Here is a 13,911-nt window from a genome sequence, read left to right as displayed (position 1 = left end):
ATATGATTCAAATGCAGACCATCTTAGATGTGGCTGATAACTCTGGTGCGCGTCGCGTAATGTGCATCAAAGTATTAGGCGGATCTAAGCGTCGCTACGCTTCTGTTGGCGACATTATTAAAGTTGCAGTTAAAGATGCAGCCCCGCGTGGTCGTGTCAAAAAAGGTGATGTATACAATGCGGTAGTTGTTCGTACTGCTAAAGGTGTGCGTCGTCCTGATGGTGCGTTAATTAAATTCGATAACAATGCTGCTGTGTTGTTGAATAATAAACTTGAACCTCTGGGTACCCGTATTTTTGGTCCGGTAACCCGTGAATTGCGTACTGAGCGATTTATGAAAATCGTTTCATTGGCGCCTGAAGTATTATAAGGAATAGCGCGATGAATAAAATCATTAAAGGCGATCAGGTTGTAGTGATTACCGGTAAAGATAAAGGTAAGCAAGGTCAAGTAGTTCGAGTATTGGGTGATAAAGTTGTTGTTGAGGGTGTTAATGTTGTAAAACGCCATCAAAAACCTAATCCAATGCGTGGTATTGAGGGTGGCATTATTGCTAAAGAAATGCCTTTAGATATTTCTAATATTGCAATCCTGAATCCGGAAACTAATAAAGCAGACCGTGTTGGTATTAAGCTGATTGAAAATGAAGGCAAAGTTAAACGCGTTCGTTTCTTCAAATCAAATGGCTCTATCATTGGAGCATAAGGAGATAACATGGCTCGTTTGAGAGAGTTTTATAAAGATACAGTTGTTCCTGAATTGGTTAAACAATTTGGTTACAAATCAGTAATGGAAGTTCCACGTATTGAAAAAATCACCTTAAATATGGGTGTAGGTGAAGCTGTTGCTGATAAAAAAGTAATGGAGCATGCTGTTTCTGATTTAGAGAAAATTGCTGGTCAAAAACCAGTTGTTACTGTTGCTCGTAAATCTATCGCAGGTTTTAAAATCCGTGATAACTATCCAGTTGGTTGCAAAGTAACATTGCGTCGTGATCAAATGTTTGAATTCTTAGATCGTTTGATTACTATTGCATTGCCTCGCGTACGTGACTTCCGCGGTGTAAGCGGTAAATCATTTGATGGTCGTGGCAATTACAATATGGGCGTTCGTGAGCAAATTATTTTCCCGGAAATTGAATACGATAAAATCGATGCTTTGCGTGGTTTGAATATTACTATTACAACTACTGCAAAAACTGATGAAGAAGCGAAAGCTTTGTTGTCACTGTTCAAGTTTCCGTTTAAAGGATAATCATGGCTAAGAAAGCACTTATTAATCGTGAGCTGAAACGTCAAGCATTGGCGAAAAAGTTTGCAGCTAAACGTGAGGCAATTTTCGCTGTTATTAATGATGCTAATGCGACTGAAGAAGAACGTTTTGAGGCACGTTTGAAATTTCAATCCATTCCTCGTAATGCAGCACCTGTACGTCAACGTCGTCGTTGTGCTTTAACAGGTCGTCCTCGTGGCACTTTCCGTAAATTTGGTTTGGGCCGTATTAAAATCCGTGAAATCGCTATGCGTGGCGAGATCCCTGGTGTTGTTAAAGCTAGCTGGTAATAGGAGTATAAATAATGAGTATGCATGATCCTATTTCCGATATGTTGACTCGTATTCGCAATGCGCAACGTGCTAATAAAGCAGCAGTTGCCATGCCTTCTTCTAAACTGAAATGTGCAATTGCAAAAGTTCTGAAAGAAGAAGGTTATATCGAGGATTTTGCGGTTTCTGCTGATGCAAAACCGGTATTGGAAATTCAATTGAAATACTATGCAGGTCGTCCTGTGATTGAGCAAATTAAACGTGTTTCACGTCCAGGTTTGCGTATTTACAAAGCATCAAGTGAGATCCCTAGCGTAATGAATGGCCTGGGTGTCGCTATTGTTAGTACTTCTAAAGGTGTAATGACTGATCGCAAAGCCCGTTCTGAGGGTGTTGGTGGTGAGTTGTTGTGCATCGTAGCCTAGTGGAGAAAAGTAAATGTCACGCGTCGCAAAAAACCCAGTGACTGTTCCTGCTGGTGTAGAAGTAAAATTCGGAACAGATGCATTGGTTATCAAAGGTAAAAACGGCGAATTGTCTTTTCCTTTGCATTCCGATGTTGCTATTGAACTGAACGATGGTAAATTGACTTTTGCTGCAAAAAATGACAGTAAACAGGCTAATGCTATGTCTGGTACTGCTCGTGCATTGGTTAATAACATGGTTAAGGGTGTTTCTGAAGGTTTTGAGAAAAAACTTCAATTGATTGGTGTGGGTTATCGTGCCCAAGCTCAGGGCAAAGTTTTGAACTTGTCTTTGGGTTTCTCTCATCCAATCGTATACGAAATGCCTGAAGGTGTTTCTGTTCAAACTCCTAGCCAAACAGAAATCGTTTTGACTGGTGCAGATAAACAAGTGGTTGGCCAAGTCGCTGCTGAAATTCGTGCATTCCGTTCTCCTGAGCCTTATAAAGGTAAAGGTGTTCGTTATGTGGGTGAAGTAGTAGTGATGAAAGAAGCCAAGAAAAAATAATTGAGGTTCACTAATGGATAAACATACAACCCGACTCCGTCGTGCACGCAAAACCCGTGCGCGTATTGCGGACTTGAAAATGGTAAGATTATGTGTGTTCCGCAGCAATAATCATATTTATGCTCAAGTAATTAGTGCTGAAGGTGATAAAGTATTGGCTCAAGCCTCTACATTGGAAGCTGAAGTACGTAGTAGCCTGAAATCAGGTAGTAACGTTGAAGCAGCAGCTGTAGTTGGTAAGCGTATTGCTGAAAAAGCTAAAGCAGTGGGTGTTGAAAAAGTTGCTTTTGACCGTTCAGGTTTCCAATATCACGGTCGTGTGAAAGCTTTGGCTGAAGCTGCACGTGAAAATGGTTTAAGCTTCTAATATTTGGAGACTTTCAGATGGCAAAACATGAAATTGAAGAACGCGGTGACGGCCTGATTGAAAAGATGGTCGCAGTTAATCGCGTGACTAAAGTAGTTAAAGGTGGCCGTATCATGGCTTTCTCTGCACTGACTGTTGTTGGTGATGGTGATGGTCGCATCGGTATGGGCAAAGGTAAATCAAAAGAAGTACCAGTTGCTGTTCAAAAAGCAATGGATCAAGCTCGACGCTCTATGATTAAAGTACCTTTGAAAAACGGTACTATTCATCATGAAGTTATTGGTCGTCATGGTGCTACTAAGGTATTTATGCAACCTGCTAAAGAAGGTAGCGGTGTGAAAGCTGGTGGTCCAATGCGTTTAGTATTTGATGCTATGGGTATTCATAACATTTCAGCTAAAGTACATGGTTCTACTAATCCTTACAATATTGTACGCGCTACATTAGACGGTTTGTCTAAATTGTATACCCCTGCTGATATTGCTGCTAAACGTGGCTTGACAGTAGAAGATATTTTGGGAGCTAACCATGACTGAGCAAAAAAAGATTAAAGTTACATTGGTTAAGAGCCTGATCGGTACAATTGAATCTCATCGTGCATGTGCTCGCGGTTTAGGTTTGCGCCGTCGTGAACATACTGTAGAGGTTTTGGATACCCCTGAAAACCGTGGCATGATCAATAAAATCAGCTACTTGTTGAAAGTGGAGTCTTAATATGTTTTTGAATACTATTCAACCTGCTGAGGGTGCTACTCACGCTAGTCGTCGTGTAGGCCGTGGTATTGGTAGCGGCTTGGGTAAGACAGGTGGTCGTGGTCATAAAGGTCAAAAAAGCCGTTCTGGTGGCTTCCACAAGGTAGGTTTTGAAGGCGGTCAAATGCCTTTGCAACGTCGTCTGCCGAAACGTGGTTTCAAATCTTTGACTGCGGCCGCTAATGCTGAAGTTCGTTTGAGTGAATTGAATCTGATTGCTGTGAACGAGATTGATGTCTTGGTTCTTAAACAAGCTGGTCTGATTCCTGCAACTGCTTCTAATGTAAAAGTTATTGCTTCTGGTGAAATCTCAAAAGCAGTTACCTTGAAAGGTGTAAAAGCTACTAAAGGTGCTAAAGCTGCTATTGAAGCTGCCGGTGGTAAAGTAGAAGAATAAGGCTTGCACTACAGTGGCTAATCAACAATCTTTATCAGGATTATCCAAATTTGGTGATCTGAAAAAACGTCTGGTGTTCCTTTTAGGTGCTTTAGTCGTTTTCCGTATTGGTGCTCATATACCGGTACCGGGCGTAGATGCTGTTGCATTAGCTAAGTTATACGAAGGCGCTGCAAACGGCATATTCGGAATGTTAAATATGTTCTCGGGTGGTTCGTTGGAGCGCTTTAGTATATTTGCAATTGGTATCATGCCTTATATTTCATCGTCGATTATTGTTCAGCTTGCTTCTGAAATTGTTCCTTCTTTAAAAGCTTTAAAGAAGGAAGGTGAGACTGGTAGGAAAATAATTACGAAATATACTAGGTATGGGACGGTATTATTGGCTGTATTGCAAAGCTTTGGTGTTGCAACATTTGTTTATCAACAAGGTGTTGTTGTAACGAGTTCGCTTGAGTTTCATATTTCTACAGTGGTCTGTTTGGTTACAGGTACTATGTTTCTGATGTGGTTAGGGGAGCAAATTACCGAGCGTGGTATTGGTAATGGTATTTCTTTAATTATTACAGCAGGCATTGTATCGGGTATCCCATCCGGTATTGTTCGGTTATTAACTTTGACTGAACAAGGCTCTATGAGTATGTTGATGGCGGTATCAATTGTGATTGGTATTTTGCTGTTGATCTATGCTGTAGTTTATTTTGAGAGTGCTCAGCGTAAAGTTCCTGTGCATTATGCTAAAAGACAGTTTGGCTCTGGAATAATGCCGGGACAAAGCATTCATATGCCGTTCAAGCTAAATATGGCAGGTGTTATTCCTCCTATTTTTGCTTCCAGTATTATTTTATTTCCATCTACACTTTTAGGTTGGTTTGGTTCAAATAGTACGAATTCTGTTCTTCATAAGGTTGCTGCAATGCTGCAACACGGACAGCCTTTGTATATTGGATTGTTTGCAACAACTATTATCTTCTTCTGCTATTTCTATACTGCTTTAGTATTTAGCCCTAAAGAAATGGCTGAGAATTTGAAGAAAAGTGGTGCATTTGTACCTGGTATTCGCCCAGGTGAGCAAACTTCTAGATATTTGGAAAAAGTTGTACTGAGACTAACATTATTTGGTGCTTTGTATATCACTACAATCTGTCTGATACCTGAATTTTTAACGACAGCATTGAATGTACCTTTCTATTTAGGCGGAACATCTTTGCTTATCTTGGTTGTCGTTACAATGGATTTTAGGACGCAAATCAATTCCTACGTAATGAGCAGTCAGTATGAAGATTTGATGAGTCGTCCAGATATGAAATCTTTATCACGTAAGTAGGCTTATGGCTAAAGAAGATACCATACAGATGCAGGGTGAAATCCTTGAGACTTTGCCCAATGCAACGTTTAAAGTAAAACTGGAAAATGATCATGTAGTACTTGGTCATATCTCTGGAAAAATGCGAATGCACTATATCCGTATTTCTCCAGGTGATAAGGTAACAGTTGAATTAACTCCTTATGATTTAACCCGTGCTCGGATTGTTTTCCGAGCAAGATAAACGATAAAAGGAAATAAAATGCGTGTACAACCTTCTGTAAAGAAAATTTGTCGCAATTGCAAGATTATTCGTCGTAATCGTGTAGTTCGCGTAATTTGTACTGACCCACGTCACAAACAACGTCAAGGTTAAGAAGCTAGTTTTCTTAACTATTGATTTTGTGGTATAGTGACATACTTTGCCCTAAAAAGGAAAAAATATGGCTCGTATTGCAGGGGTAAATATCCCTAATAATGCCCATATCGTAATTGGCCTTCAGGCTATTTATGGTATTGGTGCGACTCGTGCTAAATTGATTTGTGAGGCAGCAAATATTGCTCCTACTACTAAAGCAAAAGATTTGGACGAGGCTCAATTAGACGCTTTGCGTGAGCAAGTTGCTAAATATGAAGTTGAAGGCGATTTGCGTCGTGAAGTAACGATGAGCATTAAACGACTGATGGATATGGGTTGCTATCGCGGCTTCCGTCATCGTCGTGGCTTGCCTTGTCGTGGTCAACGCACTCGCACAAATGCTCGTACCCGTAAAGGTCCGCGCAAAGCGATTGCCGGTAAGAAATAAATTTTAAGGAATTTGATTAATGGCTAAAGCAAACACAGCTTCGCGTGTACGTAAAAAAGTACGTAAAACCGTAAGCGAAGGTATTGTGCACGTTCATGCATCTTTCAACAATACCATCATTACAATCACTGACCGTCAAGGCAATGCATTGTCTTGGGCTACCTCTGGCGGCGCTGGTTTTAAAGGTTCTCGTAAAAGTACACCATTTGCAGCACAAGTTGCAGCAGAAGCAGCTGGTAAAGTTGCCCAAGAGTATGGCGTTAAAAATTTAGAAGTCCGCATTAAAGGCCCTGGCCCTGGTCGCGAATCTTCTGTACGTGCTTTAAACGCTCTTGGTTTCAAGATTACCAGCATTACTGACGTTACCCCGTTGCCTCATAACGGTTGCCGTCCGCCTAAAAAACGTCGTATTTAATATTGGAGTGATTTAAAACATGGCACGTTATATTGGCCCTAAATGTAAATTAGCACGTCGCGAAGGTACGGATCTGTTTTTGAAGAGTGCACGTCGCTCTTTGGATTCAAAATGTAAAATGGATTCTGCACCTGGTCAGCACGGTGCGAAAAAACCACGTTTGTCAGACTACGGTTTGCAATTGCGTGAAAAACAAAAAATCCGTCGTATTTATGGTGTGTTAGAACGCCAATTCCGTCGTTACTTTGCGGAAGCTGATCGTCGTAAAGGTTCTACCGGTGAATTGCTGTTGCAATTGCTGGAGTCCCGTTTGGATAATGTCGTTTATCGTATGGGTTTTGGCTCTACCCGCGCTGAAGCACGTCAATTGGTTTCTCATAAAGCTATCGTTGTAAACGGTCAGGTTGTTAATATCCCTTCTTTCCAAGTTAAAGCAGGCGATGTTGTAGCTGTTCGTGAAAAAGCTAAGAAACAAGTACGTATCCAAGAGGCATTGAGCTTGGCTACTCAAATTGGCTTGCCAAGCTGGGTATCTGTTGATGCCGACAAATTGGAAGGTGTATTCAAAAATATGCCGGATCGCTCAGAATTGTCTGGCGATATTAATGAACAGCTGGTGGTAGAGTTCTACTCTAAATAATGCTAGCTCAATGAGGGACAGTTAAATGCAAAATAGCACAACCGAATTTTTGAAACCTCGTCAAATCGATGTAGATACCTTGTCTTCTACTCGAGCTAAGGTGTCTATGCAGCCATTTGAGCGTGGTTTTGGTCATACTTTAGGTAATGCTTTGCGTCGTATCTTACTGTCATCCATGAATGGCTTTGCCCCAACTGAAGTAGTTATTTCTGGCGTATTGCACGAATACTCTACTATTGATGGTGTTCAGGAGGATGTTGTTGACGTTCTCTTGAACATTAAAGGTATCGTATTCAAGCTTCACGGTCGTAACCAAGTTCAGTTGACTTTGAAGAAAACAGGTGCCGGTGCAGTTGTAGCCGGTGATATTGATTTGCCACACGATGTGGAAATCATCAATCCTGAACATGTTATTTGCCACTTGGCTGACAATGGCCAAATCGACATGGAAATTAAAGTAGAGCAAGGTCGTGGTTATCAGTCTGTTTCAGGCCGTCGCGTATTGCGTGATGAGAACAAACAGATTGGTGCGATTCAGTTGGATGCGAGCTTTTCGCCCATCAGTCGTGTTAGCTTTGAAGTTGAACCTGCACGCGTAGAGCAACGCACGGATTTGGATAAATTGGTTTTGGATATTGAAACCAATGGTTCTATTGATCCAGAAGAAGCTGTACGTAGTGCCGCACGTATCTTAATTGACCAAATGTCTATTTTTGCAGATCTGCAAGGTACTCCGGTTGAAGAGGTTGAAGAAAAAGCACCTCCTATCGATCCTATCTTGCTGCGTCCTGTAGATGATTTGGAATTAACCGTACGTTCAGCTAATTGTCTGAAAGCTGAAGATATTTACTATATTGGCGATTTGATTCAACGTACTGAAACCGAGCTTCTCAAGACCCCTAATTTGGGTCGTAAATCTTTGAATGAGATCAAAGAAGTGTTGGCCTCTAAAGGTCTGACATTAGGTTCCAAATTAGAAGCTTGGCCGCCTGTAGGCTTAGAAAAGCCGTAAGTTTGAAGATTAAAGGATAATGACATGCGTCATCGTAATGGCAACCGCAAATTAAACCGTACTAGCAGCCACCGTGCTGCGATGCTGCGCAATATGGCGAATTCCTTGTTGACTCACGAAACCATCGTGACAACTTTGCCTAAAGCAAAAGAATTGCGCCGCGTAGTTGAGCCCTTGATTACCTTGGGTAAAAAACCTTCTTTGGCAAACCGTCGTTTGGCTTTTGACCGCACTCGCGATCGTGATGTTGTAGTTAAATTGTTTGACGAATTGGGTCCACGCTTTGCTGCTCGTAACGGCGGCTATATTCGTGTACTGAAATACGGTTTCCGTAAAGGCGACAATGCTCCTTTGGCATTGGTTGAATTGGTTGATAAAGCAGCTGATTCTGCTGAATAAGCAAATTAATATGAAAGCACTACCTGTTTAGGTGGTGCTTTTTTATTTGGATAGACCCTTTCTCATTTCGCAGTGCTACAATACTTCAACGGGAAACCCTTATTCTATAAGGGTTTCCCGTTTTATTTTGTCTAAAAAAGCAGCCTTAAAATAATAATAGTTGGTCGGAATTTACCCTTTTTTCTTGGATTTTCAGCTCTCCCAACAGCAGTTTCATGGTGGTATATTGCTTTTCTGTTACTTCCAAACAGCGGATTGAGCCTTCTTGCGGTAGGTTTGCACATAGCCTATTGTGGTGTTTTTGCAACGAATCTCGACCTTTGACAATACGGCTGTATACGGAAAGTTGGAGCATTTGGTATCCATCTTTTAAAGGAACTGGCGGAATTGATTGGCGGCTTTGCGCTTGGCCGCCGTGGTAACAGGTAGGTCGAAGAAGACGATAATCCTCATAAATTTAGCCTCACTCATATTGGTATTCTTTCAATGGCAAGATTTCGGGCAGTTTCAGCTGTTTAGCGTTTTTGTTAGTTACGCTGGCTTGAAATGAAGAAATCATTTTGTCGATGGCAGCCAAGGTGCTGAAATGTTGCCGTTCGATGCAGATTTGATAGTGAAGGATCTTGATAAGGTTTTGTTTGAGGTTGGGTGTCAGTTCAGTTTTCAGACGGCCTTGTTTATGCAAATGTATAACGACCAGGTCGGCCAATGGGCGTAAGGGTTCGAGAAAGTCATCGGCGAGGTTGAATGGATTTAGTTCGCTCCTATGAAACAAGCCTAATGCAGGCAACCAACCATATAAGGTCAGGGCGCGTGCTACTGCTGCACGGAGTACGGCGTAGGTGTAGTTCAATGCGGCATTGACGTACGGGTAAACTTTTCCCCAAAGAGGGCTTGGAAGTAGAGGGCGGCAGCTTGGGCTTCACGGTTTCCTGTATCGCCTGAACGGACTTCGACTGCCAAAGTGCGCAGCCGTTTGGTTGCAAGATCATTGCCTGTTTCGTCTGCGACAAATGCTTGATTTAGGATTTTTTGGCGGACGATATGTTGCCAGAGTTGCTTTTTTAAGGGTTCGCTTATATTCAGTTGCAGCTTGAGGATTTTAAGTTGGCGGTGATATTGGGCATAAGGCAGCCATTGTCCGTAGGGTAGGAATTGCTCATCACATGTCAGCAGGGTTGCACTATGATCGGCTAAGGCTGATAAGAGCGGGGCGGTAATTAGGGTTTCGCGGTTTTCGATGATGATAACGGCGATGTCTTCTAATGGTACGGTATGGGACTCGCCGTTTTGTTGAATCAGCAGTTGCCGGCGTTGTAAGGATAATTTACCGCCGTTTTGAATGAGCAGGCTGCGCCAAGTCATGTTTTTCCCCTTATTTTTTATAAAAAATCCCTGCTTCAGGCCGTCTGAAACAGGGATAGATTAATTTAACGGACAGGTGGGCGTTTTTTCAGACGGCATGGTCTGATTTCTTTGCCGAGTTCGTCGATTTGGTATTTTGGGAATGAAAGGGCGGTTTTGACACCGATTCGATATATGCCGTCTTCGTCGAATTTTTGCAGCAGAATCCGTTGTTTTTTACTGCGAGGAAAACGGCTGGTTTCAACACGCGCTTTAAATTCCTGCCATTCGCGGCTGTTGTCTTTGCCGTTGAAGTATTCGTAAGGGGTTTGATTACCTTTGTTTTGGTTTTCGCTGCCCAATACCAGCACTTTATTGTTGAAACTGTCGTCCCATGTGCGCGAGAACGGCAGGGCATGGTCGATTTCGATATAGCCTTTTTCGTTCAGACGGCCTAGGTTGATTTCTTTGCCCGAATACAGGCATTTGCCGTGTTGTTGCTCGTACAGGCGCAGTTTCAGAATATCTTTGGATTTGGGTTCGCCGACAAAATTGGGGAAATACTCTCGGAACTTAGCGGCGGCTTTTTCCCGGTCTTTACGGTTTTCTTCTTGGCGTTTTTCGATTTCTTTGCGGTCTTTAAACGATTTGCCTACTTCCCTTGCCGTTTCAATATGGATACGTGCAGGGGAGCCGTACCGGCGTACAACGGCATTTATGACTTTTCTGGCTTGAGATAAGGCGCGCAAGACGACGGGGTTGCGGATTTCGTCGGCGGGAATCGGCGGCAGATAAATCTTTTCTTCCGCATTTTTCTTGCCGTAATGGTCTCCGTAGATTTCGGCGCAGGCTTCATCGTAACGTTTGCCTTGCTCCATTAGAGGCACAATTCGGCGCAATGCTTTCAAGGAAATTTGGACGAACTTGTCGAAGCTGATGTGTTTTAACAGCGCTTCTAAAATTTCGGGCTGAACACGGTCTTTCAGACGGCCTGTAATGTCTTCATCGGTTTTGAACAGGGAGAATGCCGTGCCGATTTCGTCTTGTAATTCGGGAGAAAGGTTTAATGGGGATTTTTTGTCTTTCAATCCTTCTTTTTCCAGCGCACGGCTGATGGCATGGTAGGCCTTCATTTCCATCAATGTTGAGGCTTCGGCATTGTCTTTACCATAGCGCAAGCCTTTGAAAAAGGCGGTATCTTCTAAACCCAGCAGCTTACGGGCTTGTGCGTAAGTCAGTTTGGATTTTCTGTATGGCTCGTCCATAAGCGTGGCGCGTTCGGTAGTGGTCAATGGCCGCTCGCTGCCTTGCTCTAAAATACGCAGGTTGTTCAGCTTGGTCAGCCAGATGAAACGTCCGGCGGTGTAGGTGTTTTTAGCGGCTTTCGGCTCTGTCGGCTCAAAGGTGCAATACCCCAACATTTTTTGAACAGCATCGCCAGACAGGGCAGGGCGTTGCGCCATCAGCAGGGTTTCAATACCTTCTTTAAGGCCGTCTGAAACATGCGGATTGCCGAATTCTTTTTGTTTTTCAAACAGTAAATTCAGCTCTGCTTGTAAATCTTTGCGGTTGAACGTATGCGAATAATCGCCGCGTTGGTTGCGGATATGGCCGCTTTCTTTCTCAAATTTATTTAAAGCTAATTCGGCTGGTGTGCGGAAATTGCCTGTTTGTAAGGCATGGGCATTGTCGGCTACGCCTTTAAGCAAAGCGCCAAGCTCCTTATCGGCAGTTTCGCCCTCGTTTTTTCTTTGCGACAAATAGCCGCGATGTTTGATTAAATGCAACAAGACTGCCGACCACTCCAAAGGCGTCAGTTTGCGATCTAATGCGGCTGCGCGAAGTTGCCATGGTGTATTCGGTAAGGATTTAATCAAGCCGTTTTCATCAAAATCGGCGGCTTGTAATACGCCTTCGCGTTTCAATAGACGGCGGGCCCGAAGCAGACGGTGGGCGCGACGGCGGGTCAGGCGGCGAACACTGCGTGCCAAGCGTCTTGCCGCTGCGAGAGAGTCGCCTGTTTTCGGTACTTCTGCACGCTCAAATACGCGCACGCCCAAATCAATCAGGCGGATGGGGTTTTCTTCTTCGTTAATTTCTACCATCGCCCAGCCGACGGATGCAATGCCGATATCGAGACCGAGGATGTAGTTGATTGGATTGGGTTTGAATGCAGCCATCAGTTTCTCCGTAATGTGATGTTTGGTAAGTATAAATATATCCTAGGTAAGTATTACTATGCAAATGAAATGCTTGACTGGGTGCCGATTTGGAATTAGAATCCGTCCATATTGTTGCACTGCGAAATGAGAAACGTTGCTACAATAAGGCCGTCTGAAAAGATGTGCCGCAACGCTCTGCCCCTTAAGGCTTCTGCTTTAAGGGGCATCGTTTTATCTAGATGGCAGGGATTAAAAAGGCCGTCTGAAATTTCAGACGGCCTTTGGTATTACCAGATATCGGATTTGATTTTGCGTTTCAAGCCTGGGTGTTCAGAGAGTTTGAACTCTGGGTCTTTACCCATTTTCAGCTTGGCTGTGTAGTCTTTCAACAGCAGGAAGGCAAGTGGTGACAGGAGCAGGATGGCAACGAGGTTAATCCATGCCATGATGCCCATGGCCATGTCTGCCATATCCCATACCAAGGGTACGTTGGCAACTGCGCCGAAGTAGACCCATGCCAAAACCAGCATACGGAAAACGGCGGTAACCAGCCAATGGCTCTTGATGAATTGGACGTTGGACTCAGCATAGGCATAGTTGCCGATAACGGTTGAAAAGGCAAACATAAACAGGATGGCGGCAAGGAAGCCCGCGCCCCATTCGCCTACCTGGCTGACGATTGCCGCTTGGGTCAGCGCCGCACCACTCAGGTCGCCGTAAGGCTGTTGATAGGTCAAGACGATAAAGGCAGTGCATGAGCAGACGATGATGGTATCGACGAAAACGCCCAGCATTTGAATCATGCCTTGGGAGACGGGGTGTTTCACTTCGGCTGCGGCTGCGGCGTTCGGCGCAGAACCCATACCCGCCTCATTGGAATACAGGCCGCGTTTGATACCCTGCATCATGGTGGTCGAAATCAGACCGCCGAGGAAACCGCCTGCAGCCGAATCGAAGTTGAACGCGTTGGAGAAAATCTGATCGAACACATCAGGAATCAGGGAAATATTGGTAGCAATGATGAAGAGTGCTATGACGAGATATAAAACCGCCATCAGCGGAACGATAATTTCCGCGGCTTTAGATACGCGACGGATACCGCCGAAGATAATAGGGGCAGTCAGAATGACCAGGGCGACACCGACATAGTGTTGATCCCAGCCCCATGCCGCTTTGGTGGTATCGGCGATGGTATTGGTCTGTACGGCTTCAAATACAAAGCCGAAACAGAAAATCAGGCTCAGGGCGAACAAAACGCCCAGCCATTTTTGTCCCAGGCCTTGAGTTATGTAGTAGGCAGGACCGCCGCGGAAGTGGTGGTTGTCGTAGTCCCGGACTTTAAAGAGTTGGGCCAGTGAAGATTCGACAAACGCCGAACTCATGCCGATTAAGGCGGTTACCCACATCCAGAATACCGCGCCCGGCCCGCCGAGTTTGATGGCAATCGCCACGCCGGCGATGTTGCCCACGCCTACGCGGCTGGCCAAGCCGGTAACGAATGCTTGGAACGGTGTGATTCCGTGCGGATCATCACCTTGTTTGCGGCCGCCCAGCATTTCTTTGATACTGCGGCCGAAGAGGCGGAATTGTACAAAACCGGTGGTAACGGTGAAAAAGAGGCCTGCGCCTAAAAGCATATATACCAACCCCGACCACATTGGGTCGTTGATGGCGTTTACCCAGCCGTGAAGCTGTTCGAAAAATTGATCCATACAAACCTTTCAGAGTTTTTGCATTTTCAGACAGCCTGTGTGTGTGGGCTGTCCTGTAATTGGATGTATTCTAGCAGACTG

Annotated in this window: 19 protein-coding genes and 3 pseudogenes; 18 read left to right on the top strand and 4 right to left on the bottom strand. The window is 44.1% G+C overall.

The features are described from left to right. Positions 1–2 precede the first annotated feature (2 nt). The 18 genes from rplN (at position 3) to rplQ (ending at position 8,612) form a co-directional block, all read left to right on the top strand. The gene (rplN, locus tag ACTHTG_RS09320) at positions 3–371 is read left to right on the top strand and encodes a 50S ribosomal protein L14 (protein WP_002215434.1); all 369 of its coding nucleotides are present in this window, start codon (positions 3–5) and stop codon (positions 369–371) included. An 11-nt stretch (positions 372–382) separates the two neighbouring features. Beyond that, complete coding sequence (rplX, locus tag ACTHTG_RS09315) at positions 383–706, top strand: 50S ribosomal protein L24 (RefSeq protein WP_004520190.1); 324 nt, start codon at positions 383–385, stop codon at positions 704–706. A gap of 9 nt (positions 707–715) precedes the next feature. After that, positions 716–1,255, top strand: a complete 540-nt coding sequence (gene rplE / locus ACTHTG_RS09310; RefSeq protein WP_003684750.1) for a 50S ribosomal protein L5 — start codon at positions 716–718, stop codon at positions 1,253–1,255. 2 nt (positions 1,256–1,257) lie between these two features. Continuing rightward, positions 1,258–1,563, top strand: coding sequence for a 30S ribosomal protein S14 (gene rpsN, locus ACTHTG_RS09305; protein WP_003684736.1), 306 nt, complete (start codon positions 1,258–1,260; stop codon positions 1,561–1,563). Between the two features lie 14 nt (positions 1,564–1,577). Next, entirely contained in the window at positions 1,578–1,970 is a 393-nt protein-coding gene (rpsH, locus tag ACTHTG_RS09300) for a 30S ribosomal protein S8 (RefSeq protein ID WP_003684738.1), read from the top strand. Positions 1,971–1,983: 13 nt separating this feature from the next. Beyond that, complete coding sequence (gene rplF / locus ACTHTG_RS09295; RefSeq protein ID WP_004464590.1) at positions 1,984–2,517, top strand: 50S ribosomal protein L6; 534 nt, start codon at positions 1,984–1,986, stop codon at positions 2,515–2,517. Positions 2,518–2,530: 13 nt separating this feature from the next. Beyond that, on the top strand, positions 2,531–2,884 hold the full coding sequence (gene rplR / locus ACTHTG_RS09290) for a 50S ribosomal protein L18 (RefSeq protein WP_003749287.1): 354 nt from the start codon (positions 2,531–2,533) through the stop codon (positions 2,882–2,884). Between the two features lie 17 nt (positions 2,885–2,901). Further along, positions 2,902–3,420 carry a 30S ribosomal protein S5 gene (gene rpsE, locus ACTHTG_RS09285; RefSeq protein WP_003684704.1) on the top strand — a complete coding sequence of 173 codons (519 nt, stop codon included), beginning with the start codon at positions 2,902–2,904 and terminating at the stop codon, positions 3,418–3,420. Continuing rightward, positions 3,413–3,598: a 50S ribosomal protein L30 gene (gene rpmD / locus ACTHTG_RS09280; protein WP_003684808.1), complete on the top strand. Its 186-nt coding sequence runs from the start codon at positions 3,413–3,415 to the stop codon at positions 3,596–3,598. Before rpsE ends, rpmD begins: the two co-directional genes overlap by 8 nt. A 1-nt stretch (position 3,599) precedes the next feature. Continuing rightward, a complete protein-coding gene (rplO, locus tag ACTHTG_RS09275; protein WP_004520192.1) occupies positions 3,600–4,034 on the top strand; it encodes a 50S ribosomal protein L15 in 435 nt (144 codons plus the stop codon). Positions 4,035–4,047: 13 nt separating this feature from the next. Continuing rightward, positions 4,048–5,361, top strand: a complete 1,314-nt coding sequence (gene secY / locus ACTHTG_RS09270) for a preprotein translocase subunit SecY (RefSeq protein ID WP_440360646.1) — start codon at positions 4,048–4,050, stop codon at positions 5,359–5,361. Between the two features lie 4 nt (positions 5,362–5,365). Beyond that, entirely contained in the window at positions 5,366–5,584 is a 219-nt protein-coding gene (gene infA / locus ACTHTG_RS09265; RefSeq protein WP_003684714.1) for a translation initiation factor IF-1, read from the top strand. Between the two features lie 18 nt (positions 5,585–5,602). Next, positions 5,603–5,716: a 50S ribosomal protein L36 gene (rpmJ, locus tag ACTHTG_RS09260; protein WP_003697674.1), complete on the top strand. Its 114-nt coding sequence runs from the start codon at positions 5,603–5,605 to the stop codon at positions 5,714–5,716. Positions 5,717–5,783: 67 nt separating this feature from the next. Next, positions 5,784–6,146, top strand: a complete 363-nt coding sequence (gene rpsM / locus ACTHTG_RS09255) for a 30S ribosomal protein S13 (RefSeq protein ID WP_003749295.1) — start codon at positions 5,784–5,786, stop codon at positions 6,144–6,146. Between the two features lie 19 nt (positions 6,147–6,165). Further along, positions 6,166–6,561 carry a 30S ribosomal protein S11 gene (gene rpsK / locus ACTHTG_RS09250; RefSeq protein WP_002216249.1) on the top strand — a complete coding sequence of 132 codons (396 nt, stop codon included), beginning with the start codon at positions 6,166–6,168 and terminating at the stop codon, positions 6,559–6,561. 19 nt (positions 6,562–6,580) lie between these two features. Then, on the top strand, positions 6,581–7,201 hold the full coding sequence (gene rpsD, locus ACTHTG_RS09245; protein ID WP_003749296.1) for a 30S ribosomal protein S4: 621 nt from the start codon (positions 6,581–6,583) through the stop codon (positions 7,199–7,201). Between the two features lie 25 nt (positions 7,202–7,226). Beyond that, positions 7,227–8,213 (top strand): DNA-directed RNA polymerase subunit alpha, encoded by a 987-nt coding sequence (locus ACTHTG_RS09240; RefSeq protein ID WP_003684706.1) that lies wholly within the window; start codon positions 7,227–7,229, stop codon positions 8,211–8,213. Between the two features lie 24 nt (positions 8,214–8,237). After that, a complete protein-coding gene (rplQ, locus tag ACTHTG_RS09235) occupies positions 8,238–8,612 on the top strand; it encodes a 50S ribosomal protein L17 (protein ID WP_039862272.1) in 375 nt (124 codons plus the stop codon). A 145-nt stretch (positions 8,613–8,757) separates the two neighbouring features. Here the strand turns inward: rplQ and cas2 are convergent. From cas2 to ACTHTG_RS09215, 4 genes and pseudogenes are all read right to left on the bottom strand, one after another. After that, positions 8,758–9,083: pseudogene (gene cas2, locus ACTHTG_RS09230) on the bottom strand (CRISPR-associated endonuclease Cas2). Further along, positions 9,076–9,977, bottom strand: a pseudogene (cas1, locus tag ACTHTG_RS09225) (type II CRISPR-associated endonuclease Cas1). The pseudogenes cas2 and cas1 overlap by 8 nt, the downstream one beginning before the upstream one ends. A 176-nt stretch (positions 9,978–10,153) precedes the next feature. Further along, a pseudogene (gene cas9, locus ACTHTG_RS09220) lies at positions 10,154–12,136 on the bottom strand (type II CRISPR RNA-guided endonuclease Cas9); the annotation flags it as partial. A gap of 269 nt (positions 12,137–12,405) precedes the next feature. Next, the gene (locus ACTHTG_RS09215; RefSeq protein WP_004520201.1) at positions 12,406–13,830 is read right to left on the bottom strand and encodes an alanine/glycine:cation symporter family protein; all 1,425 of its coding nucleotides are present in this window, start codon (positions 13,828–13,830) and stop codon (positions 12,406–12,408) included. Between the last annotated feature and the right edge of the window lie 81 nt (positions 13,831–13,911).

Source organism: Neisseria sp. P0017.S009 (assembly GCF_051957375.1).
Taxonomy (GTDB): domain Bacteria; phylum Pseudomonadota; class Gammaproteobacteria; order Burkholderiales; family Neisseriaceae; genus Neisseria; species Neisseria perflava.
Note: the sequence above shows the minus strand (reverse complement) of the source record. Positions and strands in the feature narration are given on the sequence as shown.

What these genes read in the sequence shown, in the direction of transcription:
- rplN (WP_002215434.1), top strand. Translation starts at nt 3, where the DNA reads ATGATTCAAATGCAGACCATCTTAGATGTGGCTGATAACTCTGGTGCG.
- rplX (WP_004520190.1), top strand. Translation starts at nt 383, where the DNA reads ATGAATAAAATCATTAAAGGCGATCAGGTTGTAGTGATTACCGGTAAA.
- rplE (WP_003684750.1), top strand. Translation starts at nt 716, where the DNA reads ATGGCTCGTTTGAGAGAGTTTTATAAAGATACAGTTGTTCCTGAATTG.
- rpsN (WP_003684736.1), top strand. Translation starts at nt 1,258, where the DNA reads ATGGCTAAGAAAGCACTTATTAATCGTGAGCTGAAACGTCAAGCATTG.
- rpsH (WP_003684738.1), top strand. Translation starts at nt 1,578, where the DNA reads ATGAGTATGCATGATCCTATTTCCGATATGTTGACTCGTATTCGCAAT.
- rplF (WP_004464590.1), top strand. Translation starts at nt 1,984, where the DNA reads ATGTCACGCGTCGCAAAAAACCCAGTGACTGTTCCTGCTGGTGTAGAA.
- rplR (WP_003749287.1), top strand. Translation starts at nt 2,531, where the DNA reads ATGGATAAACATACAACCCGACTCCGTCGTGCACGCAAAACCCGTGCG.
- rpsE (WP_003684704.1), top strand. Translation starts at nt 2,902, where the DNA reads ATGGCAAAACATGAAATTGAAGAACGCGGTGACGGCCTGATTGAAAAG.
- rpmD (WP_003684808.1), top strand. Translation starts at nt 3,413, where the DNA reads ATGACTGAGCAAAAAAAGATTAAAGTTACATTGGTTAAGAGCCTGATC.
- rplO (WP_004520192.1), top strand. Translation starts at nt 3,600, where the DNA reads ATGTTTTTGAATACTATTCAACCTGCTGAGGGTGCTACTCACGCTAGT.
- infA (WP_003684714.1), top strand. Translation starts at nt 5,366, where the DNA reads ATGGCTAAAGAAGATACCATACAGATGCAGGGTGAAATCCTTGAGACT.
- rpmJ (WP_003697674.1), top strand. Translation starts at nt 5,603, where the DNA reads ATGCGTGTACAACCTTCTGTAAAGAAAATTTGTCGCAATTGCAAGATT.
- rpsM (WP_003749295.1), top strand. Translation starts at nt 5,784, where the DNA reads ATGGCTCGTATTGCAGGGGTAAATATCCCTAATAATGCCCATATCGTA.
- rpsK (WP_002216249.1), top strand. Translation starts at nt 6,166, where the DNA reads ATGGCTAAAGCAAACACAGCTTCGCGTGTACGTAAAAAAGTACGTAAA.
- rpsD (WP_003749296.1), top strand. Translation starts at nt 6,581, where the DNA reads ATGGCACGTTATATTGGCCCTAAATGTAAATTAGCACGTCGCGAAGGT.
- ACTHTG_RS09240 (WP_003684706.1), top strand. Translation starts at nt 7,227, where the DNA reads ATGCAAAATAGCACAACCGAATTTTTGAAACCTCGTCAAATCGATGTA.
- rplQ (WP_039862272.1), top strand. Translation starts at nt 8,238, where the DNA reads ATGCGTCATCGTAATGGCAACCGCAAATTAAACCGTACTAGCAGCCAC.
- ACTHTG_RS09215 (WP_004520201.1), bottom strand. Translation starts at nt 13,830, where the DNA reads ATGGATCAATTTTTCGAACAGCTTCACGGCTGGGTAAACGCCATCAAC.